Consider the following 18,513-nt stretch of genomic DNA (forward strand, 5'->3'; position numbering starts at 1 on the left):
AATCATGACTGTAAATGTTGAGGTGCAAACATTTCCCCACTTTATTAATGGCCAGTGGGTCCCATCAGCCAGCAATGAAACATTCGATGTATTCAACCCGGCGACTGGGGAGTTGGTGGCAAAGGTAGCCAAAGGTACAGTTGAAGACGTAAATCGAGCCGTTCAAGCCGCCCGCGACGCGTTTGATCAGGGTGACTGGAAAAACATGAACCCGAAAGAGCGCGCCAAAGTCCTGAATGCGATTGCCTATAAAATTGCCGAAAAGGGTCAGGAATTGGCCTATCTCGAAGCTGTCAGCTCCGGTGGCACGGTCCGACGCATCGGTGGCAGCGATATCCTGCAAATGGTTGACCTGTTCCAAACGATGGCGAAATTCCTGGTCCATTATCCGTTTTCGGAAACGCTTCCTGTACCGCCATTCCCGGGGCCGGCACAAAACTTTATCTGGCGGGAGCCAATTGGGGTTTGTGCCGCTATTACACCATGGAACTATCCGATGGTAATCGGCTGCTGGAAAATTGCCCCAGCATTGGCGATGGGGAATACGATTGTCATCAAGCCCGCGAGCTATACGCCGCTGTCAACATTAAAGCTGGCCGAGATTATTTCGCAAGTAGTACCGCCAGGGGTCATCAATGTTGTGGCTGGTCCGGGGGCAGAGGTCGGCGAAGCGCTCGTCAGCCATCCGAAGGTTGACAAGGTTGCTTTTACGGGATCGACAGAAGTAGGCCGGAGAATTATGGGCCTGGCTGCCGGCACGATTAAAAATACAACGCTAGAGCTGGGTGGAAAATCACCTAACATCATCCTCGAAGATGCCGACCTAAACCTCGCCCTACCAGGAAGTTTATTTGGTGTATTCCTCCATTCCGGACAATTCTGCGAATCTGGCACGCGGCTGTTTGTCCCGGATAAACTATATGATCAGGTCGTCGAAGGTCTTGTTGCCTTAACGAGCAAATTGAAGCTTGGCAATCCGCTTGACCCGGCTACGGATATGGGGCCGGTGATATCGAAAAAGCAAAAAGAGACAATCCTCTCTTATATTGAAACGGGATTGCAAGAAGGAGCCACGCTTGCCTGCGGCGGCAAGGAAGTCATGGTTCCAGGCTGCGAGGAGGGCCATTTCATTGAGCCAACGATCTTCACGAATGTCACCAATGATATGAAAATTGCCCAAGAAGAAATTTTCGGTCCAGTTTTGGCTATTATTCGTTACTCTGATGTGGATGAAGCGATTAAAATGGCGAATGATACCATTTATGGACTGGCTGCCGGTGTTTGGACCCGTGATGTCAATAAGGCATACGAAGTCGCACGGAAGCTGCAGGCCGGCGTCGTTTGGATTAATGACTGGCATATGCTCCGTAATGATGCCCCGTTTGGCGGATATAAGCAAAGCGGCATCGGACGGGAGATGGGCAAGCATTCACTTGATGCCTATACCCAAGTGAAGCATGTTCATACATCGATGACTTCGGAAATAAAAAGACGCCCTTGGTACGGACTCTTATTTGGCCAAAATTAAGGAAGAGGTGAAGATGGAAATGAAAACAACATTATCCCAGTTCGGTTTACGCACGGCAATTAATAGCGGGTCCAACGCGCGGGCCATGGTTCCGAGCCTGTTTGCCGGTTTTGGTGCTAAGCGTGTTCTGCTTTTAAGTGATAGAGGCTTGGAGAAAGCAGGGGTTGTTGAAAAAGTCGCCTCGATTTTTAACCTGACCGGTCATGGCAGCGGTCCTGAATTAGTTGGGATGTATCTTGATATTAAGCAAGATGCTGAAAGCAGCTGTGTTAATGAAGCGGTTCAGTATGCTAAGGAAGTTGGAGCAGACAGCCTTCTGGCCGTAGGCGGCGGCAGTGTGCTGGATACCGTCAAAGGAGTCAAATACGCGCTCCACAAGGGATTGACCGATATTAAAGAAGCGATTCCCGGCGGCTTTGTGTATGAATCGTTCCCGCAAGCTAGCCATATCCCGATTCCGCATATCGCGATCCCGACTACTGCGGGAACAGGATCGGAGGTTTCGCCGATTGCCGTTATATATAATGAAGAAATTCAAATGAAAACAAACATCATCAATCCATTCCTTGCCGCGGATGTCGCGATTTTGGATCCGGACTTAACAGTTGGCCTGCCGCCAAGAATCACAGCGTTTACCGGTTTTGACGCCCTAACACATGCAATTGAGGCGCTCGCTTCACCGACAGCCACTGGCTTGACGGACGCCTATGCGTTGCATGCGATACGCTTGATTGAGAAGAATTTGGCGGTGGCCGTAGCCGATGGCGGAAACCTTGCCGCACGGATGGATTTGCTCCAGGCAAGCTTAATGGGTATTACAGCATTCAGCTTCGCGTTAAATGCGATTCCGGTTCATAACATGGCCCATGCCTACGGTGCGATGTTCCGCATTCCACATGGTTTGGCGAACGCCGTCTTCCTGCCGGTCGTGATGGAGCTTGTCCCGCAGCTATATCTGCCGCGAGTATTTGAATTAGCACAAGCCCTTGACGTGGATGTGAAAGACGATCCGGCAGAAACTGCTTTGGCAAAAGTGGTCGATAAAATCCGTCTCGTCCAGCATAAGGTCGGCCTCCCGGCTGATTTTCAGGAATTCAATATCAGCGAGGAAGCATTACTGGCAACCATTCCGGCAGTCATGAAAGACCCGGCAGCATTGAATTTCCCGATGCCGCCTGAATTGATTGCGGCGATTGGCCAAAGAGTAGTGCCGGTTAGAGTAAAATAGCATTTTTCTTAAACCCATTATGGCAAAAATCATAATGGGTTTTATAATTGAAAAGTGTGGAAATTTTTGGTTTAATTAAATAGACTGATAAGTCTATTTAGAGGGGTGAATCGAACGATGAGCGAACTGAGAAAATTTACCGAGGCAGAATTACCGGATTTTATTGAAATTGTCTTAAATGCGTATCCAGGTACCAGCTCACCCTCACAAGAAGTGCGGGACAGGATGCTTCACCAGTTTAACGAAATCCAAACCGATGATGAGTCCCGAGAGCTATTCGGGCTGTATCGCGATAACAAACTGATTGCCGGGATGCGGATCTACTATTATCATATGAATCTTTTTTCCAAGATGATCACTGTCGGCGGCGTCGGGATGGTTGCTGTTGACCTGCTTCATAAAAAAGAAAAGGCGGCCAAGGAATTAATCGAAGGGTTCCTCGACATGTTTTTGGAAAAAGGCGTCAATATGGTACTGCTCTACCCGTTCCGACCTGATTTTTATAAAAAAATGGGCTTTGGATATGGTCCCAAAATGCATCAATATCAGATCAGACCTGACAGCTTTCCGAAGGGACCAAGTAAGGCCAACCTAAGATATATGACGGCCGAGGACAAGGAAAGAGTGAGGGAATGCTATAATCGTTATGCCGAAGCCACCCATGGAATGTTTTTAAAAACACAACCGGAATTGGAGGCGATGTTCAAAAATCCAGCCAATCGATTCATCGGCTTTGAGGCCAATCATGAGTTAAAAGGGTATCTATTATTTTCTTTTGAAAAAAAGAGTACAACCAACTTTGCCCACTATGATTTGCTGATTAAAGAACTGATTGCCGAGACGCCGGAAGCGTTAATGGAGATCAGCACCTTCCTCCATAGCCAGGCGGACCAGGTTCATCAAGTTGTCTGGAATACACAGGAGGAGAATGCCCATTTCTTGATAAATGACCCGCGCAATGGCAGCCATAATCTGATTCCGAGTGTTTACCATGAATCTAGCCTTTCCGGTGTCGGGTTGATGTATCGAGTGATTAACACAAAAGGCATTTTTGAAGATTTACAGGATCATTCGTTTAATGCAGTGAGTCTAACGATGAAATTGTCGATTGAAGATACGTTCCTGGCGCAAAACAGTCAGGAGCTTGTGTTGCACTTTATTGAGGGTAAGGTGGAAATCAGCGATTCAGCGGATTATGAAGTGGAGGTTTCCCTTGACGTGTCTGACTTTTCTTCCTTGCTGATGGGCGTTGTCAGTTTTAAAGAATTGTATCAGTTTGGCAGGGCGAAGCTTTCAAACCTTGCTTCTTTGAATACGGTTAACCGGCTTTTTTTAACGTTTGATAAACCGAGATGTATTTCTGCTTTTTAGGGGGTAGTCGAGATGGATATTATTTTTAAGAGATTAACAGAATGTAAAATTGAAGACATTCTTACCGCTTGGAACCGCGGCTTCGAAGGGTATTTCGTCAAGATTGAAATGACGCCGGATTCATTTTTTCAGCGGATTGTCAATGAAGGGTTGTCAATGGGCTTATCTATAGTGGGCTTTGCCGGAGAGGAACCGATAGCGATTGTCGTCAATGGCGTGAGAAGGATAGACGGAAAAAAGACAGCCTGGAACGGCGGCACTGGAGTGGTGCCGGAATACCGCGGCAAAGGAGTTTCAAGGCGGTTAATGGAGGAGACCCTCAAGATTTACCAGCAAGAAGGAGTCGAAGTCGCCACACTCGAAGCGATAAAAGAGAACGAACGAGCCATCAGGCTTTATGAGAAATACGGCTATGAAATTGTTGACACTGTCGTTTTCGCAAACGGGAAATGGGCGGCGGCCAGAGGAGAAGCATCATCCATGAAAGTTAAATCGATCCGACCGGATCAACTGCCATTGTACTCCTTCTATAAAGAGAATGTCCCATGGCAGTGTCAGTGGCAAAGTGTGAAAGCAGGGGAGGCACAAGTTTTTAACGACAGTAACGACCAACCTCTAGGGTATTGCTTGTTCAGGAGAGTGTGGAACGGCCAGGGTGAACTTGAGAGAGTCATCATCTATCAGCTTGAGTTTCTTCGGGAGGTTACTAGCCATTTAATGGATGGAGTTTTGGCAAGCATATCTGATAGCGCAACAAACCAGGTAGGGATTATGACAGTCAACAACTCGGCGACGGATCCGGCCGTTCAATTTTTATTGGAGAATGGGTATCAAATTGCAACCGAACAGGTACTAATGGTAAAAAAATTTTGAAACCCATGCCGTATTCATATATAATTTCCGATAGGGGAAATCTATATTGGATTGCCTTACATAATTTGATACGGTTAGGAGAAGTAACGCATGGAAAAAGTACTGATATTCGGCCATAAGAATCCGGACACAGATTCGATTTGTTCGGCTCTTGCTTATGCAGATTTGAAAAAACAGCTAGGGATGGATGTGGAACCGGTCCGCCTCGGCCAAATTAATAGTGAAACCCAATACGCACTGACAACTTTTAATGCTGAAGCACCTCGTTTAGTTGAAAAGGTGGCGTCAGAAGTAAAATCAGTAATCCTTGTTGACCACAATGAGCGCCAGCAAAGTGCAAATGATATTACCGATGTTCGTGTGTTAGAGGTTATTGACCATCACCGCATCGCTAATTTTGAAACAAGCGATCCATTGTACTATCGTTGTGAGCCTGTCGGCTGTACGGCGACAATCTTAAATAAAATGTACAAAGAAAATGGCAAGGAGATCAAAAAGGAAGTTGCCGGCCTGATGTTATCGGCGATTATTTCAGATTCCTTGCTGTTCAAATCGCCAACTTGTACTGAAGAAGACGTGGCTGCTGCCCGCGAGCTTGCTGAAATTGCCGGCGTTGACGCAGAAACTTATGGCCTTGAAATGTTAAAAGCCGGAGCAGATGTAAGAGACAAAACGGTCGAAGATCTGCTTACTCTGGATGCCAAAGGCTTTGAAATGGGTTCAAGCAAGGTGGAAATTGCCCAGGTGAATGTCGTTGACACTGCTGATGTTTTGGCGCGTCAAGCAGAATTGGAAGAAGCCATTTCCAAAAAAATCGAAGACAAGAACCTGGATTTATTCTTGTTCGTTGTCACTGATATCTTAACGAATGACTCTGTTGGCTTGGCGTTAGGCAGCAAAACTGCCGCAGTTGAGAAAGCTTATAATGTGACACTTTCCAACAATACCGCTACACTTAAGGGCGTTGTTTCCCGTAAGAAGCAAATCGTCCCGGTTTTAACAGACGTTTTCAATCAAGGTGTTTAATAAAAAACCGTTCATGCCTGCAAGTGGCCTGAACGGTTTTTAATTTTAATCCATCTTTTGTTGATTTTCTTCCTTCTTTTGGTTCATTAGAAAAAATGTCAACGGCTTGTCGGCACCTGTCATCAGCTTATAGACGTAGGAAGAGGTGACCCTGTAGCCGTCCTCAATTTTTCCGGCTAAATAGTTAGTCCGCTCAAAGAGAATCGAACGGATATGATTTAGTTGGTGGGTTATTTTATCCACCAATGCTTCCTGTGTATCCAAACGAGTCAAAACTTCTGTTTGCCTCTCTTCTTGTTCTTCGAGTTTCTCAGCTACCTTCCGTTGCAGCTCTTCCTGTTCGCTTATTTTTTTAGCAGTATCCTTCTGCAGTGCCAATTGCTCATTCACTTGCTGTAAAACCAGTTGGTTGGTCATTTCATTTTTCTCCAACCGATTTGTCATATCCTCAATCGATTGGCTTAATTGCTTTACCTTCTCCATCAATTCCTGCTTGTTAAGGGATTCGTCCTTCATAAATTCCGTCAAAAAATCTCTTCTCGAATACGCCTGGTTTGGTTCATTAAGCACTTGGTTATTTTTAAATACGTTCGGGTGTTTGCTGTTATTAATAAATAACCCCATACCTCACGCCTCCTGAGTTTTTTACTATTTTATGCGAGCTTCCCATCAGTGGGGACACGTTTGGGCTTGGCATCAAAGGAGTTTTGCTGAAGGATGTTTAAATGGGTGGTAAAAGCTTCATTAATTTGGGCGGTTAACTCCGAAGCGCTGGAGGTAGCAATTTTATGGCATAATGGTATAAGGGAAATTTCTCATAAAGGAGTAGAAGCATGAATCGTTGCGGCTGGGTGAATCAAGATCCATTATATATCGATTACCATGATCATGAATGGGGTGTCCCTGTTCATGATGATCGCCTGTTATTTGAATACTTAAATCTCGAGGGAGCGCAAGCCGGCCTAAGCTGGTATACGATTTTAAAAAAACGGGAGAATTACCGTAAAGCATTTGACAATTTTGACCCGGAAAAAATCATAAAATACGATGAGCGAAAAATAGAAGAACTGTTACATAATGAAGGGATTGTCAGAAACAAACTGAAAATTAACGCCGTCGTCACGAATGCCGAGGCCTTTCTTCGGGTCGTCGAAGAATTCGGCTCATTTAGTGCTTATATCTGGTCCTTTGTTGATGGGGTGCCAATTCAACATCACTTTAAAGAGTTGGACGAGGTACCTGCTACTACGGAAATCAGCGACCGGATGAGCAAGGACTTAAAGAAACGAGGGTTCAAGTTTGTCGGGTCGACGATTTGTTATGCCTTCATGCAAGCAACAGGCATGGTCAATGACCATATTGTCAGCTGTCATTGTTACAAAAATAAAAAAGAAGATCCGCCACATTCGTGATGGATCTTCTTTGTATTTGAAATCTTATGATTGCGTAGAATTTTCCAAGCCAAAATCTTTTACAGGCAAGGTAATAATCTTGCCGCCAATTTGGACATGAACGGTATCGTTGAAGATGGCTTTTACGATTCCTTTTAACGAGATCGTGGAGTTCACCGAGATTTTTTTGGATTCAGATTGATTTGCCATATAAATCAACACCTTTCAAAGTAGTAATATCAATATTAAATAACTTTAACCTATATTATTCGGAAAAAGATTTTGATATCCTGCTTACGTTTGGCTATTAAAAAAATTTTTTTATAAAAAATCGGCCATGTTATAGTCATTTCGTTTTGGTCAAGGGGTGTTGGACGGGGAAGTGATATAACATGAACCGTAGTTCAAGTATTGCACGAAATCAGGCTGCTTGTCAACGAAAACGTGAACTCTAGTTCAATTTTTTGTTTTGTGTTATGATAATGGCGAGGTGGTCATATGTCGGAGCGTGAAGAACTGCCTGTTGGCAGCTTCCCATTTGTTCCTAAACAGGAACGGGCCCAACAAAAACGAAAAGCCCTGGAAGAAAGCGGGCTGATCTTATTTATTGAAAAAGGCTATGAACATACTACGGCCAAGGAAATTGCCGCACATGCGGGAGTGGCAATTGGTACGTTTTATCGATATTTTTCCGATAAACGCCAGCTGTTACTATCCCTGCTCGAGGATAAAATTGAGCAGATGTTGCCTCCGGAGCCAGAGTGGGTTTCGGGCGACCCTGTGACCAAATTGCATTCCCTGTTGGAAGCCCATGCGGCCCGCTTAGATAAATCGGGACTTCATCGTGTCTTGCCAGAGTTAATGTTGAAAGACCCGGAGTTTGCTGAAATCATTGCAGTCGCCCGGAAGAAAATCTATGAAGGAATACTTTCGGGAATAAACCAGGCACAGGAACGCGGCTTAACATGGCCTGACATTGATGTTGAAACCGTTGCCTGGTCGATTATGGTACTGGTAGAGAACGGGCATCAAGAGGGAGTTCATGGTGGCAAAAAAGTGGATCTTTACGAACTCGCCAAGGTGATTTGCCGGTTGGTTTTCCCACCAGACACGCTTATAAAATTACGAACCGAAGACCAAAATGAAAGCTCGTAGGAAAGGACGTTACAATTAAAAATGGACCATGCTTTCGACATCAAAGAATTAAAGGCATTGAAAGTGGAACTTACTCGGTTTATGATGGCCTACAAGTTCGCTTTGGATGAAATGAATACAAAAATCAATATCCTGAAAGATGAATTTAATTATATTCATGAGTATAATCCGATAGAACATGTAACATCGCGGTTAAAGTCACCTGAAAGCATATATAAAAAGGTGTACCGAAAAGGGTATGAATTTTCATTGCCTTCGATAAAAGAAAATATCCGCGATATTGCCGGGATCAGGATCACCTGTTCCTTTATGTCTGATATATATAAATTAAGCAACATGATTGCTAAGCAAAAGGATATAACCGTCGTTGAATATAAGGACTATATTCAAAATCCAAAACCAAATGGTTATCAAAGCCTTCATTTGATTTTACAGGTGCCAATTTTCATGTCTGACCGTGAGGAATTGATCTATGTTGAGGTGCAAATCCGAACAATTGCCATGGATTTCTGGGCAAGTTTGGAGCACAAAATATATTATAAATATAATCAGGAAGTCCCAAAACAGATGGTGGCAGAATTAAAGGAAGCGGCTGTTATGGCGTCACAATTGGACAAAAAAATGGAGCGTCTTCATAATGAAATTGCTGAAATTAAACAGGGAGATGAAAATGATGACGGGCTATTTCTGCTGCAAGGACTGCGAAAGGATCTATTCCCCTTAAAGCAATTGGAGAGTTTTTTGACAAAGAATGGATAAGTTACGGGTGCCACGTACAGTATAGTACGTGGCACCATTTTATTTTAAGTATGAAATCTGCGGTCCAAATCGGCAATCATGATTTGTGAGGCAGCATATTCCTGCTCCCGTCTTTTTTCAACCTCTAGTCTCACGTTATGATTGCGGCTATAGACTTTATAACAAACCCCATGCGCCGCCAACATCGCTTTTTCCATTTCACTTGTGTACTTCAATTTTAAATTATGGATTAGAATCTCCTCCAGTTTTTTGAACTGATTTTTATCATACTATTGATAAAATCACAGCACAAAGTCGAAAAATCATGAAATGATGGGATATCTGGCGGTGAGCAGGCGTGAAGGAAAAATAACCGGTGGGTTCTTAAAATAAATGCCAAATCCTGCCTCTTAAAGCCTGTCTTATTTTGGAAGGGCTTTCATTTATGAATAAAAAATCACGAGGTACTCATCTCGTGACTTTGTGCATCAATTTTAATTAATAATAGCTTTGATCTGCTTCATATGATGTGCATCATGCTCTACCATACCTTCAAAGTACTTTTCAATTGTGAAGTTGTGTTCCCCAATTGAGAATCCCTTTTGAAGATCGACAATTCCTAGTACCTCAATCAGATTCCTCCGGTTGCTGATAAATTTGTCAATTAACTCATTTTTGCTGAACCCTGAATGGGCAAAAGTTTCCGCCTCATTGTTGATTTCCTGGACATCCACTTCGCCACGCGGCAACGAATCTAGTTTTAGCATCAACGGCAAACGGTCATTCTGGATATATTGGTCCCAAAAGTATAGGTGTGCCACAATGGCCGCCGAGGACCATTTTCCTAAACCAATCGGTTTAAAGAAAAGCTCATCATTTTCTACTATTTTTAACTCCTCGAGATAAGCAGCGATTAAACCAAATTGCTTAATCACGTTCATTAAATTCCCTCCCAAATTTTGCTAACAATAGAATAACAGTTTTTTCTTACAACAAGGTAAGAAAAGGTCTTAAAAAAATTGGAAAAATTTTTATATTATTTCGTTGACAATAGTTTGTACTTATCAATCAGGTCGCTTACCACCAGTGAACATATGGTCGAACTATATTTTGAAACAAGTGCCGTGTTAATCACGCTGATTTTACTGGGTAAATTGAAGTCATCATGATGACCGGTGACAATAGCCGCACCGCGAATGCGATCGCCAAGGAAGTCGGCGTGGACACAGTAATCGCAGAAGTGCTGCCAGAAGGAAAAGCAAAGGAAGTCAAAAAGCTTCAGGAGCACGGCAAACGGGTGCGGCCATTGGCTTCCTTGCACCATGGCTTGCCGGAGCAGCAATGGCGTTCAGTTCCGTCTCCGTTGTCCTAAATGCATTAAGATTACAAAGAGTAAGGTTTTAACAGACATGAAACATAATAAAGGATGTAACTGAGCATGCGACTGGACTAATAAAAAGGTCTTGAAGTGCCCATCGCTTTACGATACGGGGGTATGATATAATGGAGCAAAAAGGAGGAGTTCTTGTGTCGATGAATGAAGAGGAAGTAATGGATGAATCCTGTTGCGCAGTTGGAGATGGACATCGAAAAAGCCATCATTCAGATAAGGTAAAAAACAATCTGGTGACACGACTAAACAGGATTGAAGGCCAGATCCGTGGGATAAAAGGGCTAATTGAAAAAGACACGTATTGTGATGATGTTATTAACCAAATTTCCGCGACACAATCGGCGTTAAACAGTGTGGCAAAAATCCTGCTAGAGGGTCATATGAAAAGCTGTGTTGTGGAAAGAATCCAGGAAGGCGATTATGAAGTACTGGATGAAGTTCTTGTAACTATTCAAAAATTAATGAAAAAATAATATTGGAGAAATTTAATAATGGAAACTGTAACTTTAAATGTTAGCGGAATGTCTTGTGGTCACTGTGTAAAAGCTGTAGAAGGCAGCATGGGTAAGCTTGACGGAGTGAAAATGGTCGAAGTCAAATTGGATAAAGGTCAAGTCGACGTTGAGTTCGATGCCAATGTCGTGACTCTTGCCACCATTAAGGAAGCGATTGATGACCAAGGCTATGATGTAGAATAATCGCCTTCGCTCAGGTAATTTAACCTGGGTGCTTTTTTTGTATGGAGGTCATAACACAATAGGCGGTAACCAGGCGGTGTGATAAAATGTTTTAAAGAACCCATAAAAAGGGGAGAAAACATTGAGTAAGCAAGGTGTCATTTCACTCGGGGATGCATTTATAGATTATATCTCTCAAGATCCAAGTAATACAAAATACTACCGATTCCTCGGCGGGGCAACGGTAAACACTGCGGTTTGGACAAGCAGATTGGGGACGCCATCTTACTACTTAACGAAACTGGGATTGGAAGAGGATAGTACCTTTGTTGCGAAAGAATTGAAAAAGGAAAAAGTAAATATCGACTATTGTGTGATGGCATCTGAGAAGAAGATTTGCAGTGTTACGGTTCATCTTAACAAAGACGAGAGAGTTTTCCACTCGTATGATAATCCAACACCAGATATACTTCTGACTTCAGATGAGTTGGAACAAGAGTTGTTCAAGAAAGCTAAAATATTTTATTTTGGGTCAGGAACTCTTTTTCATGAAACGGCAAGAAATACGACAAATAAGGCTTTGGAATATGCCAGAGAACATCATTGTCTGGTCGCGTTTGACACTAACATCCGCCTGAAACGGTGGGAAAGTGAAGCGATATGCCGACAAACGGTGCTTTCATTTTTAAAACGCGCCGATATTGTAAAAATGGCCGAGGAGGAATTATTTTTCCTGACGAAAACGAATCACCTGAAAGAAGCTTTGGAAAAACTGGCCGGATTGTCAATCCCGTATCTTTTTATTACGATGGGCGGGGAAGGCGCTTGTGCGGTTCATGATGGCAGAAAAAAAGTTGTCCCCGGTGTGAAGGTCGAGGCCGTTGATACAACCGGGGCAGGCGATGCGTTTATGGCAGCGATTTTAACAAGCTTTCATGAGTTAGGTACGCCGAGCGATGATTCGCAATTACAGGAATACGTTCAATTTGCTAATGAAGTTGGAGCACGTGCCACATTGAAACTGGGATCCTTATAGAAAAAGACGCCTTTCCATAGTGAAATGGCGTCTTCTTTTTTTACTGAGGTATGGAACTTGATTGTGAAATTTTGTTTCCTTCCGGCACCCTTAACAGAATCGCTCCGCCGATTACAAACAGCACGACCAAGCTGAACACGCCGCTATTGGTATTGCCCGTCATTTGGGCGGTGAGCCCAACCAGGAAAGGTCCCAGGATCGCCGCAAATTTATAAAAAATACTATAAAAGCCAAAGAACTCGTTGGCGTTTTCTTTTGGAACCAATTTTGCAAAGTAGGAACGGCTGAGTGCCTGAATGCCGCCCTGTGAGGTGGCGACTAGCATGGCCAAAATCCAGAAATCGAGAACAGTTTTTAGGAAATAAGCATAAATGCAAATAATGATATAAACGGAAATCCCGACAAGCAGCATCGTTTTGCCTTTGAATTTGTCGGCAAGTTTGCCGTATAGGATCGCAAATGGCGCCGCCACTACCTGGGTAGCGAATAAGATGATCAACAGATTAGTAGAATCGATCCCCAAATCTGAGCCATAGGCGGTGGACATCGTAATAATCGTGTTAACCCCATCAATGTAAAAGAAATAGGCAATTAAAAAAATGAACAACGGGCGGTATGTTCTTATTTTTCTAAACGTTTCAAATAGCTGTTTAAAACCATTGGCGATTGGGTTTGGCACCCGCTCTTTATAATAAACCTGGTTTACGTTTTTCAGCATGGGAATCGTAAACAACCCCCACCACAATGCTGTAATGGCGAATGCGGCCTGGCTGGCAACGCTGACTGATATCGGCAAAATACTTTGCTGAGCGAGGATAATTAGAGCAATCCCCATTATGAATGGAATCGTACTGCCAATATAGCCCATTGCAAAGCCCCGGGAGGAAATCTTGTTCATCCGCTCCTCTGTCGTGACATCAACCAGAAACGCATCATAGAAAATATTCGTTCCGCCAAAACCGATGACGGTGAGCATGTAACAGATTAATAGTACCAACCATTGATTGCTTGGTACCACAGCCAGTAAAAAGGTAAAAATAATGCCTAGCGCAAAGAAAAAGGTAAAAAATCGCTTTTTAAAGCCGCGGAAATCCGCAATGCTGCCCAACACCGGGGCACAGATGGAAATTAATAGTGTTGCAAACGAATTAGCGTACCCCCAGTAAGCAGTAGAAGTCGATCCTGCAAGCCCCGCTTCCGTTGCCGCCGCCTTGAAGTATAGCGGGAACACGGCTGTGGTAATCAGGATGGAGTAGGCGGAGTTGGCCCAATCATAAAAGACCCAGCTCTTCTCTTGCTTTGTCATCCGGCTCATACATTTTCCCCCAATTTATTAGATTCCCAATCTAACAGTTCTTCGATGACACTGCCATCGGTATCACCTAAACTAACACCCAAAAGCCTCGCAAAAGTCGGCCCTTCGTCAATCAGTCGTGCTGAAGGAATGGTCCCAGGTTTAATCCCTCTACCGGCAGCCAGTAAAATCGTGCCGTAGTTTTCCTTTTTTGGAGAGTACCCGTGGGTTGCCTGTGTATATTTTTTATCTACTTTCGTGTCTTCAGGGGTTATTTTTTTCAAATACTCTCCTTGATAATCTTCCAAAATAAAATAACCTTGTTTAGCCTCAATCATAAAGGCGCAGTCGCCATCGGCGCCGAGTTTGGCTGCCTCTGGACCAGTAAGAACTTGTTCGACACCGCCTTCAGGATCCGTAAGCAGGGAATCCAAAATACTTTTTACAGTTTCATAGACAGCCGAGTCATGCGGGTCTTTAAGATAAATATATGCCGATCCGTCGCATGTTTTGCAGTAGGCCTTCCAGTCTGTGATTTTCCCTTTCCCATTGACGGAAATTAAGTTCTCCCGGTGTAACAGGACATTTAAGCTGATGGCTTTATCTTCATCAAGGGCACTATGATCGCCGAGGACCACAATCGTCGAATTTTCATAGTTTCCGCTTTCTTTAAGTGCCGAAAGAATTCTGCCAAGTCTTGTATGATGGCGGTCGATCGCCGCTATGGCTTCCTTCGAGGAGAATCCATAATCATGCCGCATTGAGTCCAAATCTGTAAAATGAACCATCATTAAATTCGGCTTCTTCGTTTTAATCGTATCGACAGCAGCCTCAAGGACAAAGTCATCCAGTTCCGGCTGATGTAAACCGTTTCGAATATGGCCGTAGCGTTTATTTAGCTCCCATTGATAGCTGGGCGTACCGCTTAATAATGAGACTAAAATTTGATTATGCCATGGACGGTTGGCGAAAATTTCCGGCATGTTATAATCAATGTTAGCTTTTCCTGTCACCGGCCAAAGCAGGGAGGCCGTGGTCAGGCTGGCCTTCTTGGCTTCATCATACAGAGTTGTACACTTGATGGAGCTCCGGAACCAATTCCAGTCGGGTGAAATTCGGCCAGGCTGCAGCAAGGTATTATTGATGACCCCATGGCGGTTCGGATAATTTCCTGTCACGATGCTTGCATGGCAAGGGTAGGTGACAGACGGATAAATACTTTCAACATTTTGCACTAACGCGCCGTTTTCTAAAATAGTTTGAAAGTGTGGCAAATCTTTCATAATTGGATAATCTAAAGCTGAAAGACAATCAAATGAAATGATAATCAGGTGGTCGGTAAGTCGCTTCATGTAAACCCTCCGAAAGTAATGTACCAGCTATTTCAATTGTACTATAGGTGCTGCGATTGTTACAGAATATTTACAAAACTTTAATGGAAAATGAATATTTTTGGCAAATCGAAATTGAAAAGGCTGGAAACGAAGATTTTTCCAGTATAATGAAAGTAGCATAGTTTTTAAAGAAGGTGTTTGGAATGCCAAGCTTTCAAAATTTTATTTTTGAAAAACTTATGAAGTTATCGGTAAAAAGACTGGCAACTAAAAAACTGCGTGAACGGGGGCTGACTGAACGCAGGAAAAAGTTCGATGAGATTGGGGCAAAGCTGGGTAAATTACCTGAACATTGCCTTCGTCAACCAATTAGAATTGGGGATATGAATGCAGAATGGCTGGCCTACCCAACATCGAACGAATATAAAGTGATTCTTTATTTGCATGGTGGGGCGTATGAGTATGGTTCAGCTAACACCCATCGGACCCTGGCCGCAAGGATTGGTCAAACCGCGGGTGTTAAGGTTTTCCTGCCTGAGTACAGGCTGGCTCCTGAACATCCGTTTCCGGCAGCGATTGAAGACGCAGTCCAGGCTTACCGCTGGTTGCTTCGTCAGGGGTTTCATCCTACAGATATTATTTTTGCAGGCGATTCGGCTGGTGCTGGTTTAAGTGTCTCAGCCTCCCTTGTGCTGCGGGATCAAAATGAACCGCTTCCTGCCGCGATTATCTGCCTATCCCCATGGGTGGATTTAACGAGCAGTGGGGAAAGTTATCTAAAAAATCAGCAGGAGGATCCGTATTTAACGGTTGGTGCCGTTAAACGGGCAGCACGGCTATATGCGGGAGAGGAGAGGCTTGACCATCCGTTGATTTCACCGGTTTTTGCCGACTTGACAGGATTGCCGCCAATGTTGATCCAGTCAGGCAGTCATGAAATCCTGCAGAGCGATGCCGAAAAACTTGCTACCCAGGCACGGCTGGGCGGGGTCGATGTTACGCTTCAGATTTGGGAAGGCATGTGGCATGTCTGGCAAATCAGCGGCAGATTTTTACCTGAAGCAAGAAAAGCCGTTGATCAAATCGGTTTGTTTGCAAGAAAAATTTTTCAGCAAAAAAGAAAGTGAGAGTCCAAATCGGGCTTTCACTTTCTTAATGGATAAATCCAACTGTGCATTATAATTCGACCTATCGAATTTCCGCTAGTTTGCATGGTTTTTGTTTATTAAACTATTTTCAATTGCTCCATTAATAATTGTTATCATTCCAAGATTATTGTCCGTTTCGATATTTGATTTGCCGTTTAAGTTTTGATAGGTTAAAAAATCTTCCCAAATATAGGGAGCGGAATCATCCTTGTCAATCCGAATGATTTCGAAATCAGGGGTACAAATTCGATGCAGTTTTTTATTTTTTCGCTCGAAAGAATTTGCACCAATGGCCAATTTCAACAGCATGCCCCATACACCCGAAAAGCTCATATTTTTTAACGGGCTGCTGGTACATTGATGGATGGCAAGCCGGGCCCCGCTGGTGAAGATAATATCCGCTTTTACCTCTGAAGCATAATGGACATCCCCTGATAAAATAACACAAATCGATGGTTTCCAATAGGCTGCATAACGGAGAAATTCGGTGAACCCTTTTCCATTATACTTCCATGCTTCAAAATCAACCGTTGTTTGGACCTCAACCCCTAACACTTTAAAAGGGTATATATAATCATGCAAAAATGATTCAATCAGCCCCATTCCATATACTGGTGTTGCTGACACGACAATTAACGGAGTATGTTGGACCCAGCCACTGGAAAAAAGTTTTTCTGTTACCGATTCCCAAGCAGCATTATTTAGGAGTTCGGGGCTTGAATGGGCTTCCTCGATTATATGGCCAAATTTTACTTTTTTGAGTATGCTATCATATTCCCTTTGTGTCCGAGTATCCAAAAATATGGATTTTGGCTGGGTGGGGGCAACAAAATGCCAAGAATCAAAGTTCCATAATTGTTCCACAGCTTCCTCATAATTAGTATTAAAATCACCTGTTCTAATTGCTTTCAGATAAGATTGTATTTTTTCGAGAAATTGAATAGAGAAAGCATCCGGATCATTCCCCCATCCCTGATTCGCCCAGTAAGCCAATAATCCATTTGCAACCACGTGCCTACCCAACGGACTATTTTTTACATTATTTCTCCAATTATATGAAAGGTTCCAATCATCGGTAATGTCATGGTCATCAAAAATCATGTAAGCTGGAATATTGGCTAGAAGCCTGCGGACTTGATAAAGCGATTGTTGGAACGAAATAAGTGACTCTTGTTGATCGAGATATTGATGACGCAGCTTCCGTTTTTCCGATTTATGCTCATTTTTTGCCTTATCGCTGTCACCGAAAATATAGTAAATTAGCTTTTCCTCCTCTGCCTCCTCAAACGAACGAAATAAGCCATTAGACTGGGCCACTTCCCATAAAGCGGGGCTCCAGGCCAATAGATACATGACTGCGTACTCACCAAGTTCTATTAAATGGTTCTGTGCATGGGAGGAAGTGAACTGACAGAAATATTCCATATGGTATTGTCGGGCATTGATTTGTTGGTGTGCCGTTTGAAAGTGGGGGGAAAGAAGTCGGGGCTCGATTCTCTCCAACAGTTCCCTTTGTCCCATTAATTCATGTGCAAATGTGATAATAACGGGGATAAGCGGATGGGCAACATCATCTGCGTAAATTTGGTCGCCCAAGAGAAAAAGCGCCTGCGGTCTTTTTAATGGATTTAAATAGGTATGTTTTAAGATGTCATCAGCATAGGCCAGGGCGTCATCGTCTGTGCCGTGGGGTTTCCGGCACGAACCGTAAAGGATGGAAGGACGCGAGTTTTCACTCTGGATATGAAAAGCAGGATATTTTAAGTTGCCATAAACGATTGATTGGGGCTGATTTCTTGTTACTAATTGAAGACTTTCGAAGTCGTGTCTATTTCTGCCATCATCAAAAAGCATATTATAACCCAGTAAAGTGTCCGTTGGAAATTGGGTATCTATCGGGGTAATTTTTATTAAATGGTGAAAGAGCTGTTGTCCGAATGAAATAGAGGTTACGGATACTTTTGTTGTCAGCTTGTCATATTGTTGTTCATCCGATGCTGTTTTGGTAATCTTCCATAATTCTGCGTCTAACTTGCAATCTTTACTTGTTGCAATCCAAATATAAATTTGCGTGGGTTCGACCCGGCGGACAATCGGACCTGCCAAAATAATCGGGAAATCGATAGGAGTCATCATTACACTTCTTTCTTTTTTTGTTATCATCATATTCTTTCAATGCTTGTCAGTGTAGTAATCATTGATATTTGCTGGGATAATTGGGAAATCCGCAAGATTGTCATAATATTGCCAATTAAATTGACGGGTATGTGGTGTTTGCTGATTTATAATAGTAAAGAGTAAACCTTGTTTGGTTTTTAGGG

At 43.3% G+C, this 18,513-nt stretch carries 19 protein-coding genes and 1 pseudogene; 13 read left to right on the forward strand and 7 right to left on the reverse strand.

Features of this window, described 5'->3' with window-relative positions; genetic code table 11:
• Nucleotides 1-4 precede the first annotated feature (4 nt).
• The 5 genes from M3234_RS05230 to M3234_RS05250 all read left to right on the forward strand — a co-directional run bounded on the left by M3234_RS05230 (nt 5) and on the right by M3234_RS05250 (nt 6,026).
• On the forward strand, nt 5-1,528 hold the full coding sequence (locus M3234_RS05230) for an aldehyde dehydrogenase family protein (protein ID WP_262303695.1): 1,524 nt from the start codon (nt 5-7) through the stop codon (nt 1,526-1,528).
• 19 nt (nt 1,529-1,547) lie between these two features.
• Nucleotides 1,548-2,756, forward strand: coding sequence for an iron-containing alcohol dehydrogenase (locus M3234_RS05235; protein WP_396953928.1), 1,209 nt, complete (start codon nt 1,548-1,550; stop codon nt 2,754-2,756).
• A gap of 117 nt (nt 2,757-2,873) precedes the next feature.
• Nucleotides 2,874-4,127 (forward strand): GNAT family N-acetyltransferase, encoded by a 1,254-nt coding sequence (locus M3234_RS05240; protein WP_262303697.1) that lies wholly within the window; start codon nt 2,874-2,876, stop codon nt 4,125-4,127.
• A 12-nt stretch (nt 4,128-4,139) separates the two neighbouring features.
• Complete coding sequence (locus M3234_RS05245; protein ID WP_262303698.1) at nt 4,140-5,000, forward strand: GNAT family N-acetyltransferase; 861 nt, start codon at nt 4,140-4,142, stop codon at nt 4,998-5,000.
• A gap of 90 nt (nt 5,001-5,090) precedes the next feature.
• Nucleotides 5,091-6,026 carry a manganese-dependent inorganic pyrophosphatase gene (locus tag M3234_RS05250; protein WP_262303699.1) on the forward strand — a complete coding sequence of 312 codons (936 nt, stop codon included), beginning with the start codon at nt 5,091-5,093 and terminating at the stop codon, nt 6,024-6,026.
• Nucleotides 6,027-6,071: 45 nt separating this feature from the next.
• On the opposite strand, the gene M3234_RS05255 is transcribed toward M3234_RS05250, so the two are convergent.
• Nucleotides 6,072-6,650: a hypothetical protein gene (locus M3234_RS05255; RefSeq protein WP_262303700.1), complete on the reverse strand. Its 579-nt coding sequence runs from the start codon at nt 6,648-6,650 to the stop codon at nt 6,072-6,074.
• Nucleotides 6,651-6,859: 209 nt separating this feature from the next.
• Between M3234_RS05255 and M3234_RS05260 the strand changes: the two genes are divergently transcribed.
• Nucleotides 6,860-7,438: a DNA-3-methyladenine glycosylase I gene (locus M3234_RS05260; RefSeq protein ID WP_262303701.1), complete on the forward strand. Its 579-nt coding sequence runs from the start codon at nt 6,860-6,862 to the stop codon at nt 7,436-7,438.
• 24 nt (nt 7,439-7,462) lie between these two features.
• Here M3234_RS05260 and M3234_RS05265 read toward each other — a convergent pair whose 3' ends face one another.
• On the reverse strand, nt 7,463-7,627 hold the full coding sequence (locus tag M3234_RS05265; protein WP_172799200.1) for a hypothetical protein: 165 nt from the start codon (nt 7,625-7,627) through the stop codon (nt 7,463-7,465).
• 288 nt (nt 7,628-7,915) lie between these two features.
• On the opposite strand from M3234_RS05265, the gene M3234_RS05270 reads away from it, so the two are divergent.
• The gene (locus tag M3234_RS05270; RefSeq protein ID WP_262303702.1) at nt 7,916-8,572 is read left to right on the forward strand and encodes a TetR/AcrR family transcriptional regulator; all 657 of its coding nucleotides are present in this window, start codon (nt 7,916-7,918) and stop codon (nt 8,570-8,572) included.
• Nucleotides 8,573-8,593: 21 nt separating this feature from the next.
• The gene (locus M3234_RS05275; RefSeq protein ID WP_262303703.1) at nt 8,594-9,331 is read left to right on the forward strand and encodes a GTP pyrophosphokinase; all 738 of its coding nucleotides are present in this window, start codon (nt 8,594-8,596) and stop codon (nt 9,329-9,331) included.
• A gap of 44 nt (nt 9,332-9,375) precedes the next feature.
• Here the strand turns inward: M3234_RS05275 and M3234_RS05280 are convergent, their stop codons facing one another.
• Nucleotides 9,376-9,528 (reverse strand): hypothetical protein, encoded by a 153-nt coding sequence (locus M3234_RS05280; protein ID WP_262303704.1) that lies wholly within the window; start codon nt 9,526-9,528, stop codon nt 9,376-9,378.
• A gap of 276 nt (nt 9,529-9,804) precedes the next feature.
• Nucleotides 9,805-10,251, reverse strand: coding sequence for a DinB family protein (locus M3234_RS05285; protein ID WP_262303705.1), 447 nt, complete (start codon nt 10,249-10,251; stop codon nt 9,805-9,807).
• A gap of 212 nt (nt 10,252-10,463) precedes the next feature.
• Between M3234_RS05285 and M3234_RS05290 the strand changes: the two are divergent.
• The 4 genes and pseudogenes from M3234_RS05290 to M3234_RS05305 all read left to right on the forward strand — a co-directional run.
• Nucleotides 10,464-10,714, forward strand: a pseudogene (locus tag M3234_RS05290) (HAD family hydrolase); the annotation flags it as partial.
• A 129-nt stretch (nt 10,715-10,843) separates the two neighbouring features.
• Nucleotides 10,844-11,176, forward strand: a complete 333-nt coding sequence (locus tag M3234_RS05295; RefSeq protein ID WP_066309439.1) for a metal-sensitive transcriptional regulator — start codon at nt 10,844-10,846, stop codon at nt 11,174-11,176.
• An 18-nt stretch (nt 11,177-11,194) separates the two neighbouring features.
• The gene (gene copZ / locus M3234_RS05300; protein WP_262303706.1) at nt 11,195-11,401 is read left to right on the forward strand and encodes a copper chaperone CopZ; all 207 of its coding nucleotides are present in this window, start codon (nt 11,195-11,197) and stop codon (nt 11,399-11,401) included.
• 121 nt (nt 11,402-11,522) lie between these two features.
• Complete coding sequence (locus M3234_RS05305) at nt 11,523-12,416, forward strand: carbohydrate kinase family protein (RefSeq protein ID WP_262303707.1); 894 nt, start codon at nt 11,523-11,525, stop codon at nt 12,414-12,416.
• Between the two features lie 40 nt (nt 12,417-12,456).
• Here the strand turns inward: M3234_RS05305 and M3234_RS05310 are convergent, their stop codons facing one another.
• Both M3234_RS05310 and M3234_RS05315 read right to left on the reverse strand, forming a co-directional pair.
• Nucleotides 12,457-13,731 (reverse strand): MFS transporter, encoded by a 1,275-nt coding sequence (locus M3234_RS05310; RefSeq protein WP_262303708.1) that lies wholly within the window; start codon nt 13,729-13,731, stop codon nt 12,457-12,459.
• Entirely contained in the window at nt 13,728-15,062 is a 1,335-nt protein-coding gene (locus M3234_RS05315) for an alkaline phosphatase family protein (RefSeq protein ID WP_262303709.1), read from the reverse strand. Before M3234_RS05315 ends, M3234_RS05310 begins: the two co-directional genes overlap by 4 nt.
• A 185-nt stretch (nt 15,063-15,247) precedes the next feature.
• Between M3234_RS05315 and M3234_RS05320 the strand changes: the two genes are divergently transcribed.
• Nucleotides 15,248-16,171, forward strand: coding sequence for an alpha/beta hydrolase (locus M3234_RS05320; RefSeq protein WP_262303710.1), 924 nt, complete (start codon nt 15,248-15,250; stop codon nt 16,169-16,171).
• Between the two features lie 75 nt (nt 16,172-16,246).
• Here M3234_RS05320 and M3234_RS05325 read toward each other — a convergent pair whose 3' ends face one another.
• Nucleotides 16,247-18,328, reverse strand: coding sequence for a metallophosphoesterase family protein (locus M3234_RS05325; protein ID WP_262303711.1), 2,082 nt, complete (start codon nt 18,326-18,328; stop codon nt 16,247-16,249).
• Nucleotides 18,329-18,513 lie beyond the last annotated feature (185 nt).

The sequence above is a fragment of the Neobacillus niacini genome, assembly GCF_023715785.1.
Lineage (GTDB): Bacteria > Bacillota > Bacilli > Bacillales > Cytobacillaceae > Neobacillus > Neobacillus niacini_E.